The sequence below is a fragment of the Dyadobacter crusticola DSM 16708 genome (genome assembly GCF_000701505.1).
In the GTDB taxonomy this organism is placed as follows: domain Bacteria; phylum Bacteroidota; class Bacteroidia; order Cytophagales; family Spirosomataceae; genus Dyadobacter; species Dyadobacter crusticola.
Map to the genome: position 1 here is coordinate 130,672 of NZ_JNJB01000011.1, position 22,790 is coordinate 153,461.

Annotated in this window: 23 protein-coding genes and 1 pseudogene; 13 read left to right on the forward strand and 11 right to left on the reverse strand. The window is 45.4% G+C overall.

Annotated features, from left to right (window positions below; genetic code table 11):
• Window positions 1–40: 40 nt before the first annotated feature.
• From Q369_RS0115245 to mutY, 4 genes are all read right to left on the reverse strand, one after another.
• Window positions 41–520, reverse strand: coding sequence for a single-stranded DNA-binding protein (locus Q369_RS0115245; RefSeq protein ID WP_031528664.1), 480 nt, complete (start codon window positions 518–520; stop codon window positions 41–43).
• A 60-nt stretch (window positions 521–580) separates the two neighbouring features.
• Window positions 581–1,786: a Gfo/Idh/MocA family protein gene (locus tag Q369_RS0115250; RefSeq protein ID WP_031528665.1), complete on the reverse strand. Its 1,206-nt coding sequence runs from the start codon at window positions 1,784–1,786 to the stop codon at window positions 581–583.
• A gap of 174 nt (window positions 1,787–1,960) precedes the next feature.
• Complete coding sequence (locus tag Q369_RS0115255; protein WP_031528666.1) at window positions 1,961–2,821, reverse strand: phytanoyl-CoA dioxygenase family protein; 861 nt, start codon at window positions 2,819–2,821, stop codon at window positions 1,961–1,963.
• A gap of 19 nt (window positions 2,822–2,840) precedes the next feature.
• Window positions 2,841–3,947: an A/G-specific adenine glycosylase gene (gene mutY, locus Q369_RS0115260; protein WP_031528667.1), complete on the reverse strand. Its 1,107-nt coding sequence runs from the start codon at window positions 3,945–3,947 to the stop codon at window positions 2,841–2,843.
• Window positions 3,948–4,079: 132 nt separating this feature from the next.
• Here mutY and Q369_RS0115265 point away from each other — a divergent pair, with 132 nt between their 5' ends.
• The 3 genes from Q369_RS0115265 (at window position 4,080) to Q369_RS0115275 (ending at window position 7,081) form a co-directional block, all read left to right on the forward strand.
• A complete protein-coding gene (locus Q369_RS0115265; protein WP_026631310.1) occupies window positions 4,080–4,385 on the forward strand; it encodes an HU family DNA-binding protein in 306 nt (101 codons plus the stop codon).
• Window positions 4,386–4,412: 27 nt separating this feature from the next.
• Window positions 4,413–5,252, forward strand: coding sequence for a tetratricopeptide repeat protein (locus Q369_RS0115270; protein ID WP_031528668.1), 840 nt, complete (start codon window positions 4,413–4,415; stop codon window positions 5,250–5,252).
• 266 nt (window positions 5,253–5,518) lie between these two features.
• Complete coding sequence (locus Q369_RS0115275; RefSeq protein ID WP_031528669.1) at window positions 5,519–7,081, forward strand: Rne/Rng family ribonuclease; 1,563 nt, start codon at window positions 5,519–5,521, stop codon at window positions 7,079–7,081.
• Between the two features lie 29 nt (window positions 7,082–7,110).
• Here the strand turns inward: Q369_RS0115275 and Q369_RS0115280 are convergent, their stop codons facing one another.
• The 5 genes from Q369_RS0115280 to aat all read right to left on the reverse strand — a co-directional run bounded on the left by Q369_RS0115280 (window position 7,111) and on the right by aat (window position 12,048).
• Window positions 7,111–7,938 (reverse strand): enoyl-CoA hydratase/isomerase family protein, encoded by an 828-nt coding sequence (locus Q369_RS0115280; RefSeq protein WP_031528670.1) that lies wholly within the window; start codon window positions 7,936–7,938, stop codon window positions 7,111–7,113.
• A 38-nt stretch (window positions 7,939–7,976) separates the two neighbouring features.
• Entirely contained in the window at window positions 7,977–9,059 is a 1,083-nt protein-coding gene (locus Q369_RS0115285; RefSeq protein WP_031528671.1) for a M20 family metallo-hydrolase, read from the reverse strand.
• Window positions 9,053–10,303: a glutamate-5-semialdehyde dehydrogenase gene (locus Q369_RS0115290; RefSeq protein ID WP_031528672.1), complete on the reverse strand. Its 1,251-nt coding sequence runs from the start codon at window positions 10,301–10,303 to the stop codon at window positions 9,053–9,055. Before Q369_RS0115290 ends, Q369_RS0115285 begins: the two co-directional genes overlap by 7 nt.
• On the reverse strand, window positions 10,303–11,334 hold the full coding sequence (gene proB / locus Q369_RS0115295; RefSeq protein WP_031528673.1) for a glutamate 5-kinase: 1,032 nt from the start codon (window positions 11,332–11,334) through the stop codon (window positions 10,303–10,305). Before proB ends, Q369_RS0115290 begins: the two co-directional genes overlap by 1 nt.
• A gap of 69 nt (window positions 11,335–11,403) precedes the next feature.
• Window positions 11,404–12,048: a leucyl/phenylalanyl-tRNA--protein transferase gene (gene aat / locus Q369_RS0115300; protein WP_051664084.1), complete on the reverse strand. Its 645-nt coding sequence runs from the start codon at window positions 12,046–12,048 to the stop codon at window positions 11,404–11,406.
• Between the two features lie 324 nt (window positions 12,049–12,372).
• Here aat and Q369_RS0115305 point away from each other — a divergent pair, with 324 nt between their 5' ends.
• The 10 genes and pseudogenes from Q369_RS0115305 to hemH all read left to right on the forward strand — a co-directional run bounded on the left by Q369_RS0115305 (window position 12,373) and on the right by hemH (window position 20,175).
• A complete protein-coding gene (locus Q369_RS0115305; RefSeq protein ID WP_031528675.1) occupies window positions 12,373–13,101 on the forward strand; it encodes a GNAT family N-acetyltransferase in 729 nt (242 codons plus the stop codon).
• A gap of 174 nt (window positions 13,102–13,275) precedes the next feature.
• A complete protein-coding gene (locus Q369_RS0115310; RefSeq protein WP_031528676.1) occupies window positions 13,276–13,572 on the forward strand; it encodes a type II toxin-antitoxin system HigB family toxin in 297 nt (98 codons plus the stop codon).
• Window positions 13,573–13,583: 11 nt separating this feature from the next.
• Window positions 13,584–13,988 carry a helix-turn-helix domain-containing protein gene (locus Q369_RS0115315; RefSeq protein WP_031528677.1) on the forward strand — a complete coding sequence of 135 codons (405 nt, stop codon included), beginning with the start codon at window positions 13,584–13,586 and terminating at the stop codon, window positions 13,986–13,988.
• A gap of 35 nt (window positions 13,989–14,023) precedes the next feature.
• Window positions 14,024–15,223 (forward strand): argininosuccinate synthase, encoded by a 1,200-nt coding sequence (locus Q369_RS0115320; protein ID WP_031528678.1) that lies wholly within the window; start codon window positions 14,024–14,026, stop codon window positions 15,221–15,223.
• 5 nt (window positions 15,224–15,228) lie between these two features.
• Entirely contained in the window at window positions 15,229–15,462 is a 234-nt protein-coding gene (locus Q369_RS0115325) for a hypothetical protein (RefSeq protein ID WP_031528679.1), read from the forward strand.
• Window positions 15,459–15,865: pseudogene (gene vapC / locus Q369_RS29495) on the forward strand (type II toxin-antitoxin system tRNA(fMet)-specific endonuclease VapC). Before Q369_RS0115325 ends, vapC begins: the two are co-directional and overlap by 4 nt.
• Window positions 15,858–16,841: an N-acetyl-gamma-glutamyl-phosphate reductase gene (gene argC / locus Q369_RS0115335; protein ID WP_031528680.1), complete on the forward strand. Its 984-nt coding sequence runs from the start codon at window positions 15,858–15,860 to the stop codon at window positions 16,839–16,841. Before vapC ends, argC begins: the two are co-directional and overlap by 8 nt.
• 34 nt (window positions 16,842–16,875) lie before the next feature.
• Window positions 16,876–18,012 carry an aspartate aminotransferase family protein gene (locus Q369_RS0115340; RefSeq protein ID WP_031528681.1) on the forward strand — a complete coding sequence of 379 codons (1,137 nt, stop codon included), beginning with the start codon at window positions 16,876–16,878 and terminating at the stop codon, window positions 18,010–18,012.
• Between the two features lie 61 nt (window positions 18,013–18,073).
• Window positions 18,074–19,024 carry an N-acetylornithine carbamoyltransferase gene (locus Q369_RS0115345; protein WP_031528682.1) on the forward strand — a complete coding sequence of 317 codons (951 nt, stop codon included), beginning with the start codon at window positions 18,074–18,076 and terminating at the stop codon, window positions 19,022–19,024.
• Window positions 19,025–19,101: 77 nt separating this feature from the next.
• Complete coding sequence (gene hemH / locus Q369_RS0115350) at window positions 19,102–20,175, forward strand: ferrochelatase (RefSeq protein WP_031528683.1); 1,074 nt, start codon at window positions 19,102–19,104, stop codon at window positions 20,173–20,175.
• Here the strand turns inward: hemH and Q369_RS0115355 are convergent, their stop codons facing one another.
• Both Q369_RS0115355 and glmM read right to left on the reverse strand, forming a co-directional pair.
• Window positions 20,176–21,324: a cysteine desulfurase family protein gene (locus Q369_RS0115355; RefSeq protein ID WP_031528684.1), complete on the reverse strand. Its 1,149-nt coding sequence runs from the start codon at window positions 21,322–21,324 to the stop codon at window positions 20,176–20,178.
• A gap of 24 nt (window positions 21,325–21,348) precedes the next feature.
• On the reverse strand, window positions 21,349–22,752 hold the full coding sequence (gene glmM, locus Q369_RS0115360; RefSeq protein WP_031528685.1) for a phosphoglucosamine mutase: 1,404 nt from the start codon (window positions 22,750–22,752) through the stop codon (window positions 21,349–21,351).
• Between the last annotated feature and the right edge of the window lie 38 nt (window positions 22,753–22,790).

A 22,790-nucleotide genomic window follows, 5' to 3' on the forward strand; every position in this document is an offset into this window, starting at 1 on the left:
CATTCAGCCCCCCAATACCCCCGATTCAATCCTCGCAAGATTAAAATGGCAGATCGTCGTCGTCGTTGCTACCGGCTGCCAGCGATGGAGGTATCGGGTCGGATGACCGGGGTGCCTGGTTGCTTCTGGGCTGCGAAGATTGCTGCTGATATCCGCCTCCGTTCTCTGCACCGCCGCCTGATCCCGACGGTCCGCCAAGCAATGTCATACTACTCGCGCGGATCGTCACGCCGGTACGCTGCTGACCTTCCTTATCAGTCCAGCTGTCTGTTCTGATGCGGCCTTCAATGTAAACCTGATTACCTTTTTTAAGGTACTTCTCAGCTACTTTCGCGAGGCCTTCCCACAATTCAATGCGGTGCCACTCGGTATTGTCTATCCTTTCGCCGTTTTTGTTGGTATAACTTTCAGTTGTAGCGATGTTGAATTTCGCTACTGCGGAGCCGCTTTCCAGGTATCTTACCTCAGGGTCGCTGCCGAGGTTACCTATTAAAATCACTTTATTAACACTTCCTGCCATGATCTCAGATGTGGATTGAATTAAAAATTTAAAGATATGAGATATTCAATAAATGAGCGGCTAAATGTCCTGCTCGGTTATTTTGCCGCTGATTTTATCTTTCAAAATAAGCTTGTTCCTTCCGTCGTGGGTTACTTCCTGCTTGATCAGGTAATATTCGTCATTGTAGGAAACGTAGTTGGAAGGCTTGGTTACTCCCTCTCTGCCGCGCCACACAGGCAATTCAACTTTCTCCCAAAGCTTGGTCTTCGCCGATTTATAAGCCGCATCGATTACTGAATTGACAATGTAGCCGTCGTAAAAAGTTTCAGCAGGCTCCGTACCTTTTTCAGCTGAATTGAACATATCTGTAAACATGTGGTTATATCCCAGATCATTCACTTCGTCGCCGACCGGGAACAGCCAGCCGGTATTGCTTTCAGCTTTTTCGGCTACGTAATCCTCTCCCTTACCGTCAGGATTTTGGCCGGTGGTGAACATTTCAAAACCTGTACGCAGGAAATTATTGATCCAGATTGTACCTTCTGTTCCCATTACCTCGTCGCGCAGGTCCATTCCGCCGCGGAAAGTCCAGCTTACCTCAAACTGTCCGATCGCCCCGTTTTCATATTTTACCAATGCAATTGCGTGATCTTCGGCATCAATGGGCTTAACCTGCGTATCTGCCCAGCACATTACTTCCACCGGCCTTATATCTTTCCCGATGAAATTCCGTGATATTTCAATGCAATGGCAGCCCAGATCGAGAATGCAGCCGCCGCCGGCCTGTTCGATATCCCAGAACCATTCACTATGTGGTCCCGGGTGCGCCTCTCTTGACTTAGCCCAGATAATGCGGCCCAACGAACCATTTTTAATACTTTCCAGTGATTTGAGAAACTTCGGGGTATAACAAAGGTCTTCCAGGTAGCCAGCGAAAATCCCGGCTTCTTCCACCGCTTTCATCATCCGCAATGCTTCCTCCCCATTTCGCCCCAAAGGTTTTGTGGATACAACTGCCTTCTTATGCTTGGCGCACAGCATTACCGCCTCTTCGTGAATGTTATTGGGCAAAGCAATGCAAACCATGTTCACATCGGGGTGGGCAATTACTTCTTCCATATCGGACGACCAGAAATCGCAGCCATAATCAGTTGCAAACTTCTTTGCACTTTCATCCCGTCGTGCATAAATAGCCACTACCCTGTCGCGGCCGCGCTGTCCGTGGATAGATTCAGCATAAAACCGCCCGATAAAGCCGGAGCCGAGCATTGCTATTTTTTGCATACGGATTTTTGTTTAGAAATAGTTATTGTTGGTCATTTTTGGTCATCAATTGTCATTGATGGACATTTATTGTTATTAGTTGTCATTTCTGGTGATTTGTAGTTTTAAATAAAGTCAGGGATGACTGAAATGACCATTAATGACCCAGTGACAATAAATGACCACAATTGTCCCTTACCCCACCGTCTTCACCTCCGCCTCCCACCCCGTCGTCTTCAATGCAGGATCGTTTTCTTTTTTCAAGAAATCAGCATCTCCAAACGATTTCGCTTCCCATTCAAGCAATTCGTGGTCGGGTACTGTGGAAACTGGTACTTTCCAGGAGTTAGACATTTCTGCGTAAGCCAGATTCGATTGTGAGTTGTAACAGGAGATCAAAGACCATCGCGGCTGGTCTGACAGGTTCGCCTCAGAAGGGTGCATCAGGTTGCTATGGAAAAACAGCGCGTCGCCGGGTTCCAGCTCGCAGTAAATAAGGTCCATTGTTTTGAGCGCGTGGTTGACCATTTCCATATCGGCACCTACCTGCTCGCCGGCAAATCCATGATTGACGCGACCCATTTTGTGCGAGCCTTTGATTACCTGCAAACATCCATTTTCCTTGTTGGCAGGCGTGAGCGCCACCATTACGCTCATTAACTGATCGGGAAAAATAAATTGATTTTTGTACCAATAACCATAATCCTGATGCCACTCCCAGGCGCCTCCGACTTTCGGCTCTTTTTGCATCAGTTTGGTATGAAAATGACAAACCTGACTTTCCTGCCCAAGCAGCTGCCAAACAGAGTAGACCATTCTTTCGCTTCGGATCAGGTACCCGAACACATCGTCACCCGGGGTAAACCATAGCGACAACTTCGTTTTTTTGCCTGACTGGTCATTCAAGTCCATTGCATTCTTCTGCATTACCGAGTTTTCGAGCGCAGTTCGGTACAGCTTATCGACCTCTTCTTTCGCAAAAAGACCTTTCACTACGATATAACCGTCACGATTATATTCTTCAACCTGACTGGAATTCAAACTAAAACTTGCCATAGCTATCAGTTTTAAGCATTTACAGGTAATTTTCCTCTTTTAAGAAAGTATCAATGAGAATCGGTTTCGGAAGCGTTTCTATCTGATCCTTTGTGTAAAAAGTCAAGCCTGTCGGCAATTCTATTGTATTGTCTGCGGAAATTTCCAGCCACCAGAAGCGTACCCGCAGCCGCTGGTGCGTGAGAATGTGCGTGTATACTTTTGTGAAGAGTTTGAGCTGTCCGCTTTGAAGTAAACTAAATGGAAAAACGCCACCCAACAACTCTTCCGGATCAGTTACCGGATCTTTGGTTTCGGCAAGATGGAAATCGTACAAACCTTGCCAGATATCCTTACTTCCCCGCTCCTTCATCGCCAGCTTTTCGCCCGATTGGATCACTAGATAGTTTAGGTATCTATGCTTTACCTTCAACTTTTTGACTTTAACCGGAAGCTGGTTTTGCATGTTGTGCGCAAATGCAAAGCATATATCCGTAAATGGACAGATGTGGCAGGCCGGTGAAACCGGAACACATTGCAATGCACCAAACTCGATCATCGCCTGGTTGTAAGTAGCAGGATCATCGGCAGGTACCAGCTTACCAGCAAGCAATGCAAACTCCTTCTTGCCCTCATTGCCCAGCATATCAGATTGGATCCCGAAAATCCGGGACATAACGCGGTACACATTCCCGTCGATCGCGGCCACCCGCTCGTCGAATGAAAAAGAGGCAATTGCAGCTGCTGTATAAGCGCCCAGTCCTTTGAGCTTTAAAAGTTTCGCAGCAGTTGCGGGAAAAGCGCCGCCATATTCCGCTACAACCTGCCTGGCGGTGAAATGCATATTCCTGGCGCGGGAGTAGTACCCTAACCCCTGCCACAAACGCAGCACATCACGTTCGTCGGCATTGGCCAGGTCGAAAACCGTTGGAAAATAAAGGAGGAATTTCTCGTAATAAGGCATTCCCTGAGCTACCCGGGTCTGTTGCAGGATGATTTCTGACAACCAAATTTTATATGGGTCTTTGGTTTCCCGCCAGGGCAGCTGTCTATGATTTTTTATATACCATGATTTTAATTTTTTGTTAAAACTCGTTATCAGGTCAGGATCAGGGTTCAATATATTTTCGTCATTAGAGACTGTCATTTAATCAATTAGAAAAAAAATGAAATTGTCGTTCTTTTAAATTCTGGTAAAATTACCGTACCTTTGTGTTCCCAAAATTCAGAGGAGTAAGTAAATAAATGAAATAATATCCACTTAAAGTAAACAATCAAAGTGACTAAGGCAGACGTAATCGCACAGATTTCTGAAAAAACAGGTGTTGACAAAGGCGACGTTCAGCAAACGCTGGAATCGTTCTTCACCGTGGTAAAGGATTCCCTTTCTGAGGGCGAAAACCTTTATGTTAGAGGGTTTGGTAGTTTTATTAATAAAAAACGTGCGCGTAAGGTTGCCCGTAATATTTCGAAGGGAACTTCAATGATTATTGACGAGCATTTCGTACCTAGCTTCAAACCTGCCAAGGTCTTCGTTGAACAGGTTAAGGAAAGTGACAAACTAAAAGCAGTCGCTGAAAAGTAATTTACCTGCCCCCCAGGTTATAATGTTATGAAAAAATCCATTTTCCTTTCTTGTGTACTTGCAGTTGCTCTTGTCGGAACGCTTTTCAGTCTTCCCAAAAGTGTTGTGAATACAAAAAGCAAAGAAGTGGACCAGGAGAAAACCCAGACTGCTTCGGCTTCAACCGGAAGTGCGTCTGAAACATCTCCAAAGCATGATGGAGCCGCTTTGACTCCCGATCAGCAAAAAACGGTTGATCGGCTCCGAAGCGGCTTCAATCAGGCAAATGCAAAAGAAAAGATCTCCTCTGGGCTGCAATTGTCTGATAAGTTTGCTGAATTCCAGAAATTTGACAGTGCTGCATTTTATGCGGAACAAGTAGCTGTTTTAGCTCCTACTGCCGAAAATTTCCTTCGCACCGGCGATCGCTACTATGAAGCTTACGGCTTTGCAGTAGATGATCAGAAGGCGAAAAATTTGGGTGCTAAAACGAGGGAATTTTATCAAAAAGCATTGGATCAAAATCCTGGCCTGCTTGCTGCAAAGTCGAACATGGCCATGACTTACGTGAACACAGAAAATCCGATGCAGGGTATTTTGATGCTGCGTGAAGTGCTGGATACAGATCCAACCAATGAACTGGCGCTCTTCAATCTGGGTATACTATCCCTGAGGTCGAACCAGTACTCGAAAGCTGCTGACAGGTTCAGACAGATTTTGACGAACAATCCGGCGAATACCAAGGCTAAGTTTTATCTTGGTCTGACGCTGGTTGAGCTTGGCGACAAGGAGCAGGCGCGTAAAGTACTTGCAGAGGTTAAGAAAGAAGAAAAAGATCCGGTCATTCAGCAAGCCGTCGGTGAGCTGGAAGGTCGCCTGAACAATTGATCCACAACGAATAAGAGAATTAATTTTTTATTATAAACGACATAAATTATGCCTTGCGGAAAGAAAAGAAAAAGACATAAGATTTCAACTCACAAGAGAAAGAAGAGACTTAGAAAGAACAGACATAAGAAGAAATAATTAATATGACCGGATTTTTCATAAAGATCCGGTCATCCTTCTTCACTACATTTGCAATACCCCTTTTCATTTCCTGGAAAGCGGGCGGTTAAGTATCAACATTATATAGCCATTCAGTTGGTTGAACATTGAGTAACGAATTACTAATCAATTCTACTCAAAAGGGAGAACGTATAGCCCTTTTGCAGGATAAACGTCTTTTAGAATATCACGTCGAAACGCCGGATCAAAGCTTTACCGTAGGAGATATCTACCTTGGTACTGTCAGAAAGCTGGTTGCAGGGCTCAATGCCGCTTTTGTTGATGTGGGCTTTGAAAAAGATGCATTTCTGCATTACCTTGATCTGGGTCCCAATATCAACTCCCTTAACAAACTCACCAAAGACGTTATATCCAAGAAGGCCAATTCCGGCAAGCTCAATAATTTCAAGATGGAGCCGGAAATTGAGAAGCTTGGTAAAATTGATAAGGTACTTTCCAAAAACCAGCCCATTCTCGTTCAGATTGTCAAAGAGCCTATTTCTACAAAAGGTCCGCGACTTTCTTGCGATATCTCCATTGCAGGCCGCTACATTGTACTGGTGCCTTTCTCCAACTCGGTTAACCTATCTAAGAAGATTACCGACAAACAGGAAAGGAACCGTTTGCAAAGGCTGATGTCTTCCATTAAACCTCAGAACTTCGGTGTTATTATCCGGACTGTGGCTACCGGAAAAGACGTGGACGAGCTCAACAGGGACTTGCAGGACTGTCTTGATAAGTGGGAAAACGGTATCAAAAACCTGCGCGACGCGAAGCCTCGTGACCGCATTATAGGTGAAATGAACCGCGCATCTTCCATTATCCGGGATATGCTCAATGAATCATTCGACAGCATTACAGTTGATTCGAAGGATGTTTACGAAGATATCAAAGCCTATATCCACAATATCGCGCCTGACAAGGAGAACATCCTGAGGCTGCATAATGGAAAAAATAAGCTGTTTGAACAGTTTGGGCTTGAAAAGCAGATCAAGTCGCTTTTTGGAAGGTCAGTAAGCTTGCCAAATGGCGGTTACCTGATTATCGAACATACCGAGGCTTTGCACGTTATTGATGTAAACAGCGGTAATAAGTCCAACTCCGAGGAAGATCAGGAAGCTACTGCATTAAGTGTAAACCTGGAAGCTGCCAAAGAAATTGCCCGCCAGCTTCGTTTACGCGATATGGGCGGAATTATCGTAGTCGATTTCATTGACATGAAGAAAGCGGAAAACAAACGCGTTCTTTTTGATACGATGCGCGACGAGATGAAAGGCGACCGCTCAAAATACACGGTTCTTCCACTTTCAAAATTCGGTCTGCTCCAAATTACACGTCAGCGTGTGAGGCCGGAAATGAACATCGTTACCCGCGAAACCTGCCCTACCTGCGGCGGAACGGGCACGATTCAGGCAAGTATCCTTGTTTCTGATGTGATCGCAAATAATCTGGATTACATTCTTACCAAACAGAATGAGCGGGGCATAACAATTTCGCTTCACCCGTTCCTGCATTCCTACTTTACAAAAGGGTTGATGTCAGAGCAGATGAAATGGTTTTTCCATTACAAAACCTGGGTTAAATTGACCAAGGATAGCTCTTTGGGAGTAGTGGATTTCAAGTTTCACAACCGGTATGGGGAAGAAATTGAGATTGTGCCGGTGAACTAGGCTTTCGGCTTTCGGCTTTCGGCGGTCAACTATTTTCCTTTCCAGCTTGGTTCTCTTTTTTCTTTGAAAGCTAGTACACCTTCTTTTGCATCTTCGCTTTGTAGCAAAGCTTCCAATTGTCCTTTCAGGAATGTGTGCCGATCGCTTTCGGGTACATGTTTCATTTGCTGAAATGCTGAAATACCAGCTTTAATCGCCAGAGGCGCATTTGCACAAATCAAATCGGCGAGTGCATCCACTTCAAAGTCAATCTCTTCCTCTGCCTCAATTGCAGTTATCAAACCAAAGTCAAGCGCCTCACCTGCAGTGTAGCCCCGCCCTGTTATCGCCAGTTCAAGCGCTTTTCGCTCAGGAACAATCTTCGCCAAAGACGCCATAACCTGCATTGGCCAGATACCCCGTTTTACTTCTGGCAGACTGAAAATCGCACCAGGGGTACTCACCACAAAAGTACAGCCGCATATAATCAGGAAACCGCCGGCCAAGACAGCACCTTCCACTTTCGCGATAGCTGGTTTTAGCAATGCGTCAAATGCATCACCCAGGCGAGCATCCTCGCGTATTTTAGGTAAAGTAGGATTCTGTTGATTCACAGTGGCGTCGTGAAATGCATTCAAGTCTGCGCCGGCGCAAAAAACCTTTCCTGCTGCCTGCACAACCACGCATCTCACTTCCCGCTCGTAATGCGCATAAGCCAACGCATAGATAATCTCCTCCGCCATTGTTGGCGTGAATGCATTTCTCTTCTCGGGCCGGTTTAATGTAATAGTAAAAATATGTCCGGTCAATGTAGCTGTGATGTACATAAACCGGACATGATGGAAAGACTTGATATCTTCTTCGGAGTAGAATTCCATTGCCAAACAATTAGGTTAACCTCGGCAATTATAGCAAATTATTGGATTACAACTCCTTCAATCATTTTTATATACTGTATGATCCCCTCTCCGATTTCATGAACGTAAATGAACTCGTCGGCACTGTGTGATCTGGCAGAATGGCCGGGGCCCATTTTGAGCGAAGGGCAGTCCAGGAGCGCCTGATCCGAAGTAGTGGGCGATCCGTAAGTTTCACGTCCCAGCTTCAATCCTTCAAACACAATCGGGTGCTCAATGGGAATACTTGAAGGCCGCAAGCGGATAGAACGTGGCACTACTTCAGACTGGATATTTTCCTGAATTTCGCTAATCACCTCCTCTAAAGTGTATTGGTCTGTCACCCGCACATCAACCGTAAACACGCAGGTATCGGGCACCACATTGTGCTGCGTACCTGCATTGATAATGGTTACCGACATTTTGATCGGCCCCAGCGTAGGCGAAACTTTTGGGAACTGGTATTTAGTGATCCATTCGATATCTTTCAATGCTTTGTAGATTGCATTTTCACCCTCCTCTCGCGCCGCGTGGCCCGACTTACCTTTGGCGGTACAATCAAGTACAAGCAGCCCTTTTTCTGCAACAGCCAAATGCATTTCAGTAGGTTCGCCAACGATCGCAAATGAAATTTCCGGCAGCAACGGTGCAACAAGTTCAAGACCTTCTTTACCGGATATCTCCTCCTCGGCCGTAGTCGCAATGATTATGTTGTAAGCTAAATTCTCACGATCATAGAAATAGCAAAAAGTGGCAATTAGCGCTACCAAGCAACCGCCTGCATCATTACTGCCCAGTCCAAACAGCTTTCCATCTTCCTCAATCGCCTGAAAAGGATCAAGTGTCCAGGATTTGTTTGGCTTAACTGTATCGTGATGTGAGTTTAGGAGAATAGTAGGCTTGCTTTCGTCGAAATGAAGGTTTTTTGCCCAGATATTGTTCTTTAATCTTTCAAAGGGAATTCCTTTTTTTTCAAAAAATTCTTCCAGCAAAAGCGCAGTTCCGGCTTCCTCTTTGCTAAACGAAGGTGTTTCGATCAGGCTCTTCAAAAGTGAGATCGCCTCATCTGTCAATATTTGTATTTGTTCCGCAGTTTTTACCATCTTACCTGTCCATCCCCTTTGACAATCCATTTCTCAGTCACTAGTTTCTCCAATGCAAATGGGCCGCGGGCATGTAATTTTTGAGTTGAAATTCCTATTTCGGCGCCTAATGCAAATACAGCACCGTCCGTGAAACGCGTCGAGGCATTCGCATAAACAGCTGCCGCGTCTACTTCTTTTAAAAACCGGTCAATCGCATTTTCATCTTTCGAGATAATTGCTTCTGAATGCCGGGAAGAAAATGTTCGGATGTGTTCCAAGGCCGAATCAAGTCCATCCACCACCTTTACGGAGCACTTATAATCCAGAAACTCGCGTCCAAAATCCTCCGCCTGCGCTTTTTGCAAGAAAGGATAACCTGCTTCTTCGAACACGGGAAAGGAAATTTCATCCGCAAAAACCTCAACATTCCATTTGACAAACTCTTCTTTGAGTTTGGGCAGAAAAGCGTCCGCTACTTGCTGATCTACTAAGATCGTGTCCAGTGAGTTACAAACCGACGGGCGTGAAACTTTTGCATTTATAACAATCGCAGCAGCTTTGTCCAGGTCGCTGGTTTTTTCGACATATGTATGACAAACACCTGCACCGGTTTCAATGGTAGGTACCAAAGAATTTTCTCTCACGAACTTAATCAGACTTTCGGAGCCGCGGGGAATGATAATATCAACAAAACGTGTGGCGGTAAGCAGCTCGCTGACAAACTTACGGTCAGTAGGCAAGAGCATCACTGCCGCAGGGTCAATACCGAATTTAGCCAGACTTTCGTGTATCAATCCGACCAAGCAAAGATTTGAATAATGCGCCTCCTTCCCGCCTTTCAAAACGCACGCATTTCCGGAGCGGAGGCAAAGTGCCGCCACGTCCAGGGTTACATTAGGGCGTGACTCGTAGATTACCCCCACGACCCCCAGCGGTACTGCAATTTTCTGTAAAGATAAACCTTGCTCTATGGTGCGTTCCAGCAAAACAGCCCCGGCAGGATCCGGCAATGCTGCGACGTCACGCATACTTTGTGCGAGATCCTGAATGCGCTTTTCCGTCAGGAGCAATCTGTCTTTTTTGGGGTCAGCATCGTCCATTACCGCAAGATCTTTCTGGTTTTCGGCCATAATTGCCGCTGAACTTTCCAGAACTCTCGCCGCAAGATCAAGCAGCATTTCTGACTTGTGCGTACCATCCAGGTTACGCACCTGTGCCGATGCTTTTTGTGTTTCCTGTAAAAGGGGTAAGATCGATTCCATTAAAGCAGTACGATATCGTTGGCGTGAGCCACTTCAAAATTCAATGTCTTTAAATTCTCGCGAATAGCAACCGAAGTCACCCTCGCACGCGCCACCGCGATCATTTCTCCGGCGGGTGAGTAAATCTCAATGATCTCGCCAGATTCAAAATCTCCACTGACTTCCACAACGCCTACTGCAAGCAGGCTTTTCCTCTTCAAAAGTGCCTTGGAAGCGCCTTCATCTATTTGCAACCTTCCCGAAACGAGTCCGCCGCTGCCAAGCCACCGGTTTCTGGCCGACAATGTACTTTTGCCCGGCGTGATCAACGTACCTGCATTTCCCTGTAACGCTTCGAGCAGCTCGTCTTTTTTGTTCATTCCAAAAATAACAACCCTGATCGCCATACGAGCTGCCAGCTTTGCAAAGGTAAGTTTGGAGGCCATTCCGCCTAGGCCGAGGAATGATTTATCTGTTTTTACAAACTTAAAAACCTCATTAACATTGGTCACGCTGCGAATGATCCTGCCGTCCTCGTCGAGCAACCCGCCGACTGACGTGCAAAACATAAGCGACTCTGCGCCGAAACCGACAGCCAGCAAAGTGGCCAGCTCGTCATTATCAGAAAATTTCAGCTCACGGTCACTTACCACGTCATTTTCATTGACAATGGGAATGATGTTATTTTCCCAAAGCTCTTCAAACGTTTCTTTCAGCTGTAAAAACTTGTCGCGGTTGGCAAAATGCTGACGTTCGCACAAGCTCTGGGCTATAAAAATATGATTGGGGGCAAAAAAGCTTGCATACAGCCCGACAAGCAACGGATTACCTACTGAGGCCGCCGCTTTTCGCTGCGTCATCGTGCCTTTATAGTTTTGAATATAGGCTTTCCCCGCCCCAACTGCTCCCGAAGAAACAATGATAATGCGGTACTCTGAATGAATCTCGGAAACCTGCCGTGCTATTTCAGCGATTTTTCCTGTATCCGGCTCCCCGGACGCAAGCGTGATCGACGCAGTTCCAAATTTGATGACAAGAATGGGTTTCGACACTTCTGGTACAAAAATGCGGCATTACCTAAGGAGGATGGTGCCAGGTAGTGGATTTTGACCAAAATTAAATCATTTCTGAGGAAAAGGCGCATTTAAGTTTCCCGCTACGATTTGCCTCAGCGGTGTTCCGTTAAATCTGACTTTTACTTTCAATGCGTTTCTGAGCTTCTCCAGATACTGTTCACGCGGGATTTCAATTGCTCCGTAGCGAAGCACATTATCGTTGATGAACTGCGTGTCGAGCAACACAAATCCATTCACTTTTAAAAGCTGAATAAGATAATGGAATGCGACCTTAGATGCATTGCTTTCGATGGTGAACATCGATTCGCCAAAAAATACACCATTGATTGAAACTCCATAAAGCCCGCCAACGAGCCTGTTTTCGCGGTAGGCTTCCACACTGTGCGCATAGCCAAAGCGGTGCAGTTCAGTGTAACTGGCGATAATATCCTCGGAAATCCAAGTACCGGGCTCCTTGGACCTCGGCGCTGAGCAGCCGCGCATGACGCCTTCGAAGTCGGCATTTACGCGAATCTCGAAATAATTCTTGTTCAATATGGGCCGGAGAGACCGCGCGGGCTTATAAGAATCGATCGGGATAATTGCCCGGGGATTGGGCGAATACCAGTAAATTGTTCCATCAGCTTCGGCCATGGGAAATATTCCGTTGATGTAACCGTTTAGAATATCGTCCGGATTTAAAGCTGACATGAAAAGGTACTTTGGCTGCTGTAATTGAAAACTTTCATTGAAACCGAACCATAAAAATATATCTTCTGTTTCTTTGGTGTGATAATTTTTTTTTCAAAATTTGCACCTTCTTAGACTCGCTTGAAAGTCAATGAATAACAACGGCACATATACTGTCCTTCATACTACGCCTTTCCGATTCAGGTCCCCCCGGACCGCATAATTATCTTTTACCTACGTGGTAAAATCTTTTACCCCCAATTTTTCTTAAAAATCTAAACGTCCCATCGTTTTTATCTGGGTGTAGTAATTATTGTTTTCGAATTTTTGTCAGAATCGCCATCAATGAAAAATACCGAAGTAGTGGGCAGTAAGTTCATCGTTCAGACTGCCAATGAAAATCACCTCAGTTTCGCCGAAATAATTTGTGCTGAAATGGAGGAAAGCGCTAAAAAGCGTGGTACCGGTATAGCCAAACGTTCTCCGGTGTACATCATGGAAAAGATGGTGGAAGGTAAAGCGATCATCGCCACTACCGATACAGGTGAATGGGTTGGATTTTGTTATATAGAGACCTGGGAACACGGCAAGTTTGTGGCTAACTCAGGATTGATCGTTCACCCGGACTTCCGTAACAGCGGAATGGCGAAAGCGATCAAAATGAAGGCTTTTGAGCTATCCCGTAAAAAGTATCCGGACGCGAAAATCATTGGTATAACGACGAGTTTGCCAGTTATGAAAATCAACTCCGACCTGGGTTACGAGCCGGTCACATTCAGTGAGCTTCCTGCTGACGACGCGTTCTGGAAAGGCTGCGCAAGCTGTGTCAATTATGATGTGCTTACACGTACCGGCAGAAAACATTGTCTTTGCACGGGAATGATGTACGATCCAACGGAGAAAGAACCTGCTGTTCCTGCTAACAGCGGCGTAACAGTTGAAGAAAAGCATTCCTGGGATTTTCTGAAAGAGTCGGGCCTTTACGAACGCTGGATGCGCATTAAGCAACGCATTTTGCTGCGAAGGGAAGAACGTGCTAAAAAGAAAAACGCCGGGGCTGTGCTCGTACATTAGAGTAGCACATTCATTTACAGATTTTATATATCTTTTGAATACCTCGCCCGGCAGCCTTAACAAGCCCGATGCGAGGTATTTTTTTGTTTAACAATATAAAACTCTGTCGACCTCGCAAGCTTTTCCCAGAATGGGAATATCGTTGTCTAAAACTTGTGTACTTTTGCCTATACCATGAGAATCTTTACCAGGGGCACACTTAAAGCATTTTGGGATAAACAATCTGATGCAAGGGCAGCACTGGAATTCTGGTACGACTCCATTGAAAAAAACCAATTTAAGAGTCCGGTTGAAGTGATCAAGTTCTTTAAAAATGCAGACACAGTGGGGAACGGTCGCATTGTATTTAATATAGCGCACAATAAGTATCGGCTAATAGCAAAGTTTGAGTATGAAAAACAACTCGTGTTTGTACGCTTCCTGGGAACTCACGCCGATTACGACAGGATTGAGAATATTAAAGAGATATAACATAGGGATTTATGGAAAAGCTAGCAATTGCTCTTGACGATATTAAGATATTGCCGATTACTAACGCTGCGGAATTTAAAGAGGCAAGCAAAGTGATCGATAGCTTAATCGATGCTGACCTTTTGGAAGATCCTGAGGAAAGAAAACGGGCACTCGATATTCTGGAAGCTATTACGATTCTCGCTATTGATTATGAGAAAAGGCATTTCCCCATTCCAAAGCCCGATCCCATTGAAGCGATCAAGGAAAGAATGGAGCAACTTCATCTTACAAGGAGAGATGTGGCGCCTTATTTCGGAGGAGAAAACCGAGTTTCAGAAGTGTTAAGTAAGAAAAGAAATTTAACCATTAAAATGATCAGAGAGCTGAGCAGGAATCTGGGAATACCAGCCGATACATTGCTAGCAATTCACTGACTAGAGTCTTTTACCTGTATCCATACCAATAAATAATGTCACAACCGAAAGTAGTATTAGCATTCAGCGGGGGATTAGATACCTCCTTTTGTGTAAAGTATTTAGCCGAAGACAAAGGCTACGAGGTCCATTCAGTATTGGTGGATACCGGTGGTTTTTCGGATGAAGAACTCAAGACCATTGAGGCAAATGCCTATTCGCTGGGTGTGAAAAAGCACGCGACCATTTCGAAGACTAGTGAATACTATAATGATTGCATCAAATACCTTATTTACGGTAATATCCTTAAAAACAATACTTACCCACTTTCAGTAAGTGCCGAGCGTGTGTTTCAGGCGGTCGCGGTGGCTGAATATGCCAAGGAAATCCGCGCCAGCGCAATTGCGCACGGAAGTACAGGTGCCGGAAATGACCAGGTTCGTTTTGATATGGCTTTCAGGATCATTATTCCCGAAGCAGAAATCATTACGCCAATTCGTGATTTGAAATTATCGCGTGAAGCAGAAATTGAATATTTGACTAAAAAAGGAGTTGGCCGCGAGTGGGCAAAAGCTGCTTACAGCATTAACAAAGGACTCTGGGGTACTTCGGTAGGTGGAAAAGAAACACTTACTTCTGAAAAATACCTTCCTGAATCAGCCTGGCCGACACAGATTTCAAAAACAGAACCTGAAAGCATTACTCTTGAATTTGTCAAAGGGGAACTAAAAGGGGTCGCAGGTGAAAGTTTTGAAAATCCGGTAGCAGCAATTCAAAAGCTTGCGGCTATTGCGCAGCCTTTTGGAATTGGCCGCGATATTCACGTGGGCGATACTATTATCGGCATTAAAGGCCGCGTCGGTTTCGAAGCCGCTGCGCCATTGATTATTATCAAAGCGCACCATACTTTGGAGAAACACGTGCTGAGCGAGCAGCAGCTTTACTGGAAAGAACAACTTTCCAATTGGTATGGCAGCTTGTTGCACAAAGGGCAGTTTGTCGAGCCGGTAATGCGGAATATCGAAACTTTCCTGACTGATACGCAGTCGCACGTAACTGGCAAAGTGCATGTTTACCTTGCGCCTTACCGTTTCCATGTAGAAGGAATTGAATCTCCATTCGACCTGATGTCTTCCAAATTCGGAAGCTACGGTGAAATGAACAACGCCTGGACCGGAGACGACGTACGCGGCTTCTCTAAAGTAGCGTCGAATCAGGTAATGATTTATCAGAAAGTGACGGAAGCAAATCAATAGCCGATATGACTAAAATAGAACTCCAAAGCAAGATCCAAAGGAAGGTCCAGGAACTGCCTGCTGACGTTCTTCAGGAGCTTTATGAGTATATGGAATCTATTTTGGAGAAAAGAAAACAGCAAGCGGAAATTGAAAACGGGTTGCAAAATTGGTGGAGCAGCATTGCCGATTTTTCTGACGATTATTTGACTCAACGTATCCAGCCTCCTCTCGATAAATCTGAAAATTTATTCGAATGAAATATTTGTTGGATACCAATATAGTGGCCTACATTATCAAAAAACGGCCGATTGAAGTACTACATAAGTTGCAGACTTTGGATTGGAAGGAGATAGCAATTTCGTCCATTGTTGTTGCTGAACTTTGGTATGGTGTTGAGAAAAGTCAATTGAAAGAAAAGAATAAGGCAGCATTGGAAGCTTTTCTGAGACCATTTACCATTCTCGATTTGATACACCAGCAGCAGAAGCTTATGCTTCAATAAGGGCTGACTTGGAGAGTACCGGAAAGGTAATTGGAGCAAATGACCTGCTGATCTCAGCGCACGCACTAAGTCATGGACTGATTTTGGTCACCAACAATGTCAGGGAATTTGAAAGAGTTGGCGGACTTCAGATTGAAAACTGGATTACAAATGAGTGATATCAATATAGGAATTATAGGTGCGGCCGGCTACACGGGCGGGGAGTTGATTAGAATTTTAATCAATCACCCAAATGTAAATATCGCCTTTGCACACAGCAAAAGTCAGGCAGGCAAGCCGGTTTATGCTACGCATACCGACTTACTTGGAGATACAGAGCTGTTTTTTTCAGGTGACGATACGCAGGAATTGCTGAATCAACCAGATTTGAATGCGATTTTCCTGTGCTCGGGTCACGGTGAATCGAAGAAGTTTCTGGAAGCACATGCTCTGCCAGAAACACTCAAAGTCATCGATCTGAGTACAGACTTTCGGGATGAAACCGGAGGGTTTGTATATGGTCTGCCGGAACTTCAAAGAGGAGCAATAATTGGAGCAAACAGGATTGCCAACCCAGGCTGTTTTGCGACTAGCATTGAACTTGCTGTTCTGCCTCTGGCAAATGCAGGATTGATCAAGGATGCAATTCACGTGAGCGCAGTTACGGGTAGTACCGGAGCTGGTCAGGCGCTGAGTGCGACCACGCACTTTACGTGGAGAAACAACAATATGTCGATCTACAAAGCATTTACGCACCAGCATTTGACCGAGATAAAAATGAGCTTCGGCAAGTTGCAGGCAGGGTTTGCGGAAGCTGTCAACTTCGTGCCTTACCGGGGTGACTTTACAAGAGGTATCATGGCAAATGTTTATACGGCATTCGATGGTACTTTGGAAGAAGCAAATGCTATTTACAAAAGCTATTACGAGTCACACCCATTTACGCACGTAAGCGACGTTCCTATTGATCTGAAACAGGTTGTTAATACGAATAAGTGCTTTGTACACCTGGAAGTACACGATGGTCAGCTGTTGATTTCGAGCATCATTGATAACCTTACCAAAGGCGCCTCCGGACAAGCTGTTCAGAATATGAATATTGCATTCGGATTACCTGAAAACGCGGGATTGAAGTTGAAAGCACCGGCGTTCTGATAGAATTTTCAAAATCACATTTAGAGACAGCACAATGTCACATTTATTTGATGTTTACCCGATCTACGATATAGAGCCTGTAAAGGCGGAGGGAAGTTATTTATGGGATTCAAATGGTACAAAATACCTTGATCTCTACGGCGGACACGCGGTGATTTCAGTCGGTCATTGCCACCCTGAATATGTTGAAAAACTTACAAGGCAACTTGGTGCGATCAGCTTTTACTCCAATTCTGTAAAGATCTCTTTGCAGGAAGAGCTGGCAGAGAAGCTGGGTGAATTGTCCGGCTACCCTGATTATAAACTCTTTCTTTGCAACTCAGGCGCTGAGGCCAATGAGAATGCATTAAAGCTGGCTTCTTTTCACAATGGAAGAACGAAAGTTATCTCCTTTACCAAATCATTCCACGGCCGCACAGCCGGCGCGGTAGCTGCTACCGACAATCCATCGATTGTAGCGCCCGTCAATTACAAGGAGCACGTAACTTTTCTGCCGTTTAACGATGTGCAGGCTGCGAGCGAGGGAATCACAGAGGAGGTTTGCGCAGTAATTGTCGAAGGAATCCAGGGTGTAGGCGGAATCAATGTTTGTACTGACGAATTCCTGCAAACACTCAGACGCAAATGCGACGAAACCGGCGCAGTATTGATACTCGACAGCGTGCAATGCGGATACGGAAGAACCGGCAAGTTCTTTTCCCACCAGTTCAGCGGCATTGATCCCGATATTATGTCAATGGCCAAGGGAATGGGTAATGGATTTCCAATCGGAGGTATTCTGATTTCACCAAAATTCAAGGCAAGCTACGGATTGCTGGGTACCACATTTGGCGGCAACCATTTGGCTTGCGCAGCAGGTGTTGCAGTGCTGGATATTATGAAAAAGGAAAACCTGATTGCAAATGCAGCCGAGATCGGTGAATATTTGTTTGAAGGAATTAAGGAGATCGGCGGATATAAAGAGTTGCGGGGACGTGGATTAATGATTGGGATAGAATATGACTTCCCTGTAAAAGACCTGCGTAACAGGCTGCTTTTTGAACACAAAATGTTTACGGGAGTTGCCGGGGCAAATACGATCCGCCTTTTACCTTCTCTTGCCCTGGGCAAAGAAGAAGCCGATCTTTTCCTCGAAGCTTTAAAGAAAGAAATCGCTGTAACAAGCATTTAATATAATTTACTAGAAACCGGCTTTGCCGCAGAACTTAACTACTGTCAGAATACTAAACTGAATGAACCACTTCCTTTCCATTAACGACGTCACAGATCTCAGTCAGCTGATTAGCAGCGGCATTTCCGCGAAGCGGAATCCATTCGGGGATATTGAATTGGGAAAAAACAAAACCATCGGATTGTTATTCTTCAATTCCAGTCTCAGGACAAGGATAAGTACCCAGAAAGCCGCACAAAATCTCGGACTCAACGTCATTACCATGAATGTGGGCCAAGATGGCTGGGGCCTCGAAATGGAGGAGGGTGTGATCATGAATGGAGATAAAGCCGAGCACGTGAAAGAAGCAGCTGCTGTAATCGGCAGCTACTGCGATATCATCGGCATTCGCTCGTTTGCGGCATTGCAGGACCGCGACAAAGATTACTCGGAGCAAGTGTTTCAGCAGTTCAAGAAATACGCGGAAGTACCAATCGTAAACCTGGAATCGGCTACACGCCACCCTCTGCAATCACTCGCAGATTGCATTACGATCGAGGAATTTAAAGTTAAACAGCGCCCGAAAGTAGTATTGACCTGGTTGCCGCATTTCAAAGCATTGCCGCAGGCGGTAGCTAATTCGTTTTGTGAATGGATGAACCCGATGGATGTGGAATTGGTGATCACGCACCCGGAAGGTTATGATCTTGCGCCGGAGTTTGTTGGAAAAGGCCAGGTGATTTACGATCAGAATAAAGCATTGGAAGGCGCTGATTTTGTTTATGGAAAAAACTGGTCATCGTACGAGCATTACGGGCAAGTACTCACCGATGATCCTTCATGGATGATTACCGAAGCAAAAATGGCATTGACCGACAATGGAAAATTCATGCATTGTCTCCCATTACGCCGGAATATGAAGGTGGCCGACGAAGTACTGGACGGACCAAGATCTCTCGTAATTGAAGAAGCTGCAAACCGCGAATGGTCGGCGCAGGCTGTGCTGCGGGAGATTTTGCTTGGAATGAAGTGAATAAAACAGAAAACGCGAACTTTTAAAACCCCGGATCCATTTTATTCAGGTAAACCGGACTTTGATAAAACACAATAATGCATACGGACACTTTAGCTCAACCAGTTTCTTCTAATAACAAATCAACCGTTGGGAAAACAGGTGTTTTGATTGTAAATCTCGGCACGCCGGATAGTCCCTCGGTGCCGGATGTACGCAAGTACCTTCGCGAATTCCTGATGGACGAGCGCGTGATTGACATTCCTTATCTAAACAGGTGGTTTTTGATCAACCTAATCATTGCGCCTTTCCGTGCTCCCAAATCTGCCAAAGTCTACAAGCAGCTTTGGCGACCTGACGGATCACCGCTGAAAATCTATGGTTATTCAGTAAAGGATAAACTGCAAAAAGCACTGGGGAACGATTACGTGGTGGAACTGGCAATGCGTTATCAAAGCCCGAGCATTGCAAGTGCATTGAAGAAATTGCGTGAAGAATGCCTTTCAGAGATCATCGTGGTGCCTTTCTTTCCGCAATACGCTTCCGCTTCAACGGGATCGGTATACAAGGAGGTGATGCGCGTGGTGCAGGATTGGGAAGTATTGCCTGAAATTCGATTTGTAAACCGTTTTCTGGATCACCCGAAGTTCATTCAGGCATTTGCCGATCTCGGTAAAAAATACATGTCCGAGCACAACTACGATCATATTGTATTCAGCTACCACGGACTACCTGAGCGTCAGATTACCAAAGGAGATGTGACCAACAGCTTCTGCCAGTTTGGTAGCTGCTGCGACAAGCTCGACCACCGCAATCAGCATTGTTACCGCGCGCAAAGCTTTGAGACAACCAGGCTGCTTGTAAAAGCAATGGGAATACCGGAAGGTAAATATACCACATGCTTCCAGTCACGTCTTGGAAAAACGCCCTGGATCAAGCCTTATACGGATGAAATTATCCCTGAACTAACCAAGAAAGGGGTCAAAAGCGTACTCGCATTCTCTCCTTCGTTCGTTGCAGATTGTTTGGAAACAACCATCGAAGTAGGTGAAGAGTACAAAGAATTATTCGAGAAAGAAGGTGGACAGCACTGGCAATTGGTCGAAAGTCTCAACGACAGCGACACCTGGATTGAGACCCTCGAAGATCTTATTAAAAATAAAAGAAGTTAATCAGAGGCTTACAGCCTCTTTTTTGTACAGATCAGCCAGTGTATTGACGGCGTAATCAATTTCAGCCTCGGTATTGTATTTACCAAACGAAAAACGAACGTTGGCGCGATCGGGATCGATTTGAAGTTCATTCAATACGTGTGAACCAATGTCGGTCCCGCTTGAACATGCACTTCCTCCCGACACTGCGATTCCCGCAATATCCAGGTTAAACAGCAGCATATCGCTGATATCAGAAGGCGGCAGGCTTACGCTCAGCACTGTGTATAAGCTGTTGCCAAGCTCCGCAGAGTTTCCATTGAAAGATACACCCTCAATTTTACTTTTCAGGTTCTCGATCATTCTCGACTTCAAACCTTCGATATGCGTCCGGTGTGCGTCCATATCGCGGTATGCAATTTCCAGGGCCTTCGCCAACCCTACAATACCGTAAATATTCTCGGTACCTCCGCGCATATTACGTTCCTGTGCGCCGCCGTGTACAAAAGGTGCAATTTTAATTCCTGGCCGTACATACAAAAACCCTACTCCTTTCGGGCCATTGAATTTATGCGCCGCACCGACAATGAAATTCGTCTTTAATTTTTGCAGATCGTGGCGGAAGTGACCCATTGTTTGTACGGTATCACTATGAAAAACTGCATTGTACTTTTCACAAATATCTCCGACAGTTTCAAGATCGAGCAGGTTCCCAATCTCATTATTCCCGTGCATGAGTGAAACCAGCGAACGGCTGTTGGTAGCGAGCAGTGTTTCCAGGTGTTCCAGGTCCACTTCCCCTTTTTCATTCAGGTTAACATAGCTCAGCTTGATCATGCCGGCTTTGCTCAGGTGTTCGAGGGTATGTAAAACAGCGTGGTGCTCGATCCGGGAAGTAATCGCGTGTTTTAGCCCCAAAGTTTCTATGCTGCCGCGGATCGCAGTATTGTCAGCTTCGGTGCCTCCCGAAGTGAAGAATATCTCGGCAGGAGCCGCATTCAGGATACCCGCTATGCTTTTCCGTGCGCGCTCTATTGATGAGCGAACGGCTCTTCCGTATGAATGAATGGAAGATGGATTACCAAACTGCTCGGTCATCAATGGAAGCATTACCTCCAATACTTCCGGGTCGAGCTGGGTAGTAGCTGCGTTATCCAGATAAGCTTTCATATTACTCTTGTTATTTCTTCTGACTCATTGTTTCGGCTCGGAAATGATTTCCTTGATGTCCGAAATGATTTTGTTTGCCAGGTTGATCGCCGTAGTCTGCGTTTCCGACTCGGAGTAGATCCTGATAATAGGTTCGGTGTTTGACTTCCTTAAATGAACCCATTCTTTGTTAAACTCGATCCTCACGCCGTCAATTGTATTCAGCGGCTGCTTGGAATACCGGTTCTGAATGCGGCTCAAAATGTTGTCAACATCAATGTCCGCGGTCAGTTCGATTTTATTTTTTGAAATATAATAATTCGGATAAGACCTGCGCAGAACCGATGCAGTTTTGCCGAACTTGGCCAAATGCGTCAGGAACAATGCGATCCCCACCAGCGCGTCACGGCCGTAGTGGCTTTCAGGGTAAATTACTCCTCCATTCCCTTCGCCTCCGATAATCGCGTTATTTGCTTTCATCATATTAACCACATTCACTTCTCCTACCGCCGAAGCAAAGTATTCGCCTCCTGCTTTGACTGTAACGTCGCGCAATGCAGCTGTGGACGACAAATTGGAAACGGTATTACCGGGTGTATTTTTCAGGACATAATCGGCAACAGCTACCAGGGTATATTCTTCACCAAACGGTGTTCCGTCTTCACACATCAGCGCCAGCCTGTCTACATCCGGATCAACAACTATTCCGAGATTGAATGAACCGTTATTCAGTTCTTTGCTGATCTCACGCAAATGTTCCGGCAGCGGCTCCGGGTTATGCGCAAAGTTGCCTGTCGGCTCGCAGTTGAGTTGTTTAATATTCTTCGGATCAACTCCCAGTGCTTCCAAGAGCATCGGAACAACAATTCCGCCGGTAGAGTTAACTGCGTCAACTACGATCTTGAAATTGGCATTTTTGATCGCTTCCACGTCTACCAATGACAATGCAAGTACCTGATCAATATGCTTTTGCAGATAAGTATCGTCTGACTCGTAGCTGCCCAATTTCTTTACATCCACAAATGCAAAATCTTCCTGTTCGGCAATGCGCAAAACCTCGGCACCATCAGCCTCGGAAATAAACTCTCCGTTGTGGTTCAGAAGCTTCAATGCATTCCATTGAATTGGATTATGGCTGGCTGTCAAAATGATCCCTCCCGCTGCATTTTCATGGGTCACAGCGATCTCAACAGTCGGCGTGGTAGAAAGGCCCAGGTCCAGAACATGAAGACCTACTCCCTGCAATGTACCTGCAACGAGGCGGCTTACCATTTCACCGGAAAGTCGCGCATCTCTGCCAATAATAACTTTTGAATTTTGTGGATTCGAGCGCCTCAGCCATGTTCCGTATGCAGCTGCAAATTTTACTACATCAATCGGAGTCAGTGCCTCCCCGGATTTTCCACCCACAATACCTCTGATTCCGGAGATAGATTTAATTAACGTCACGTTCTGGTGTATGTCTTTTGTTTGCTGTAAAAATACGA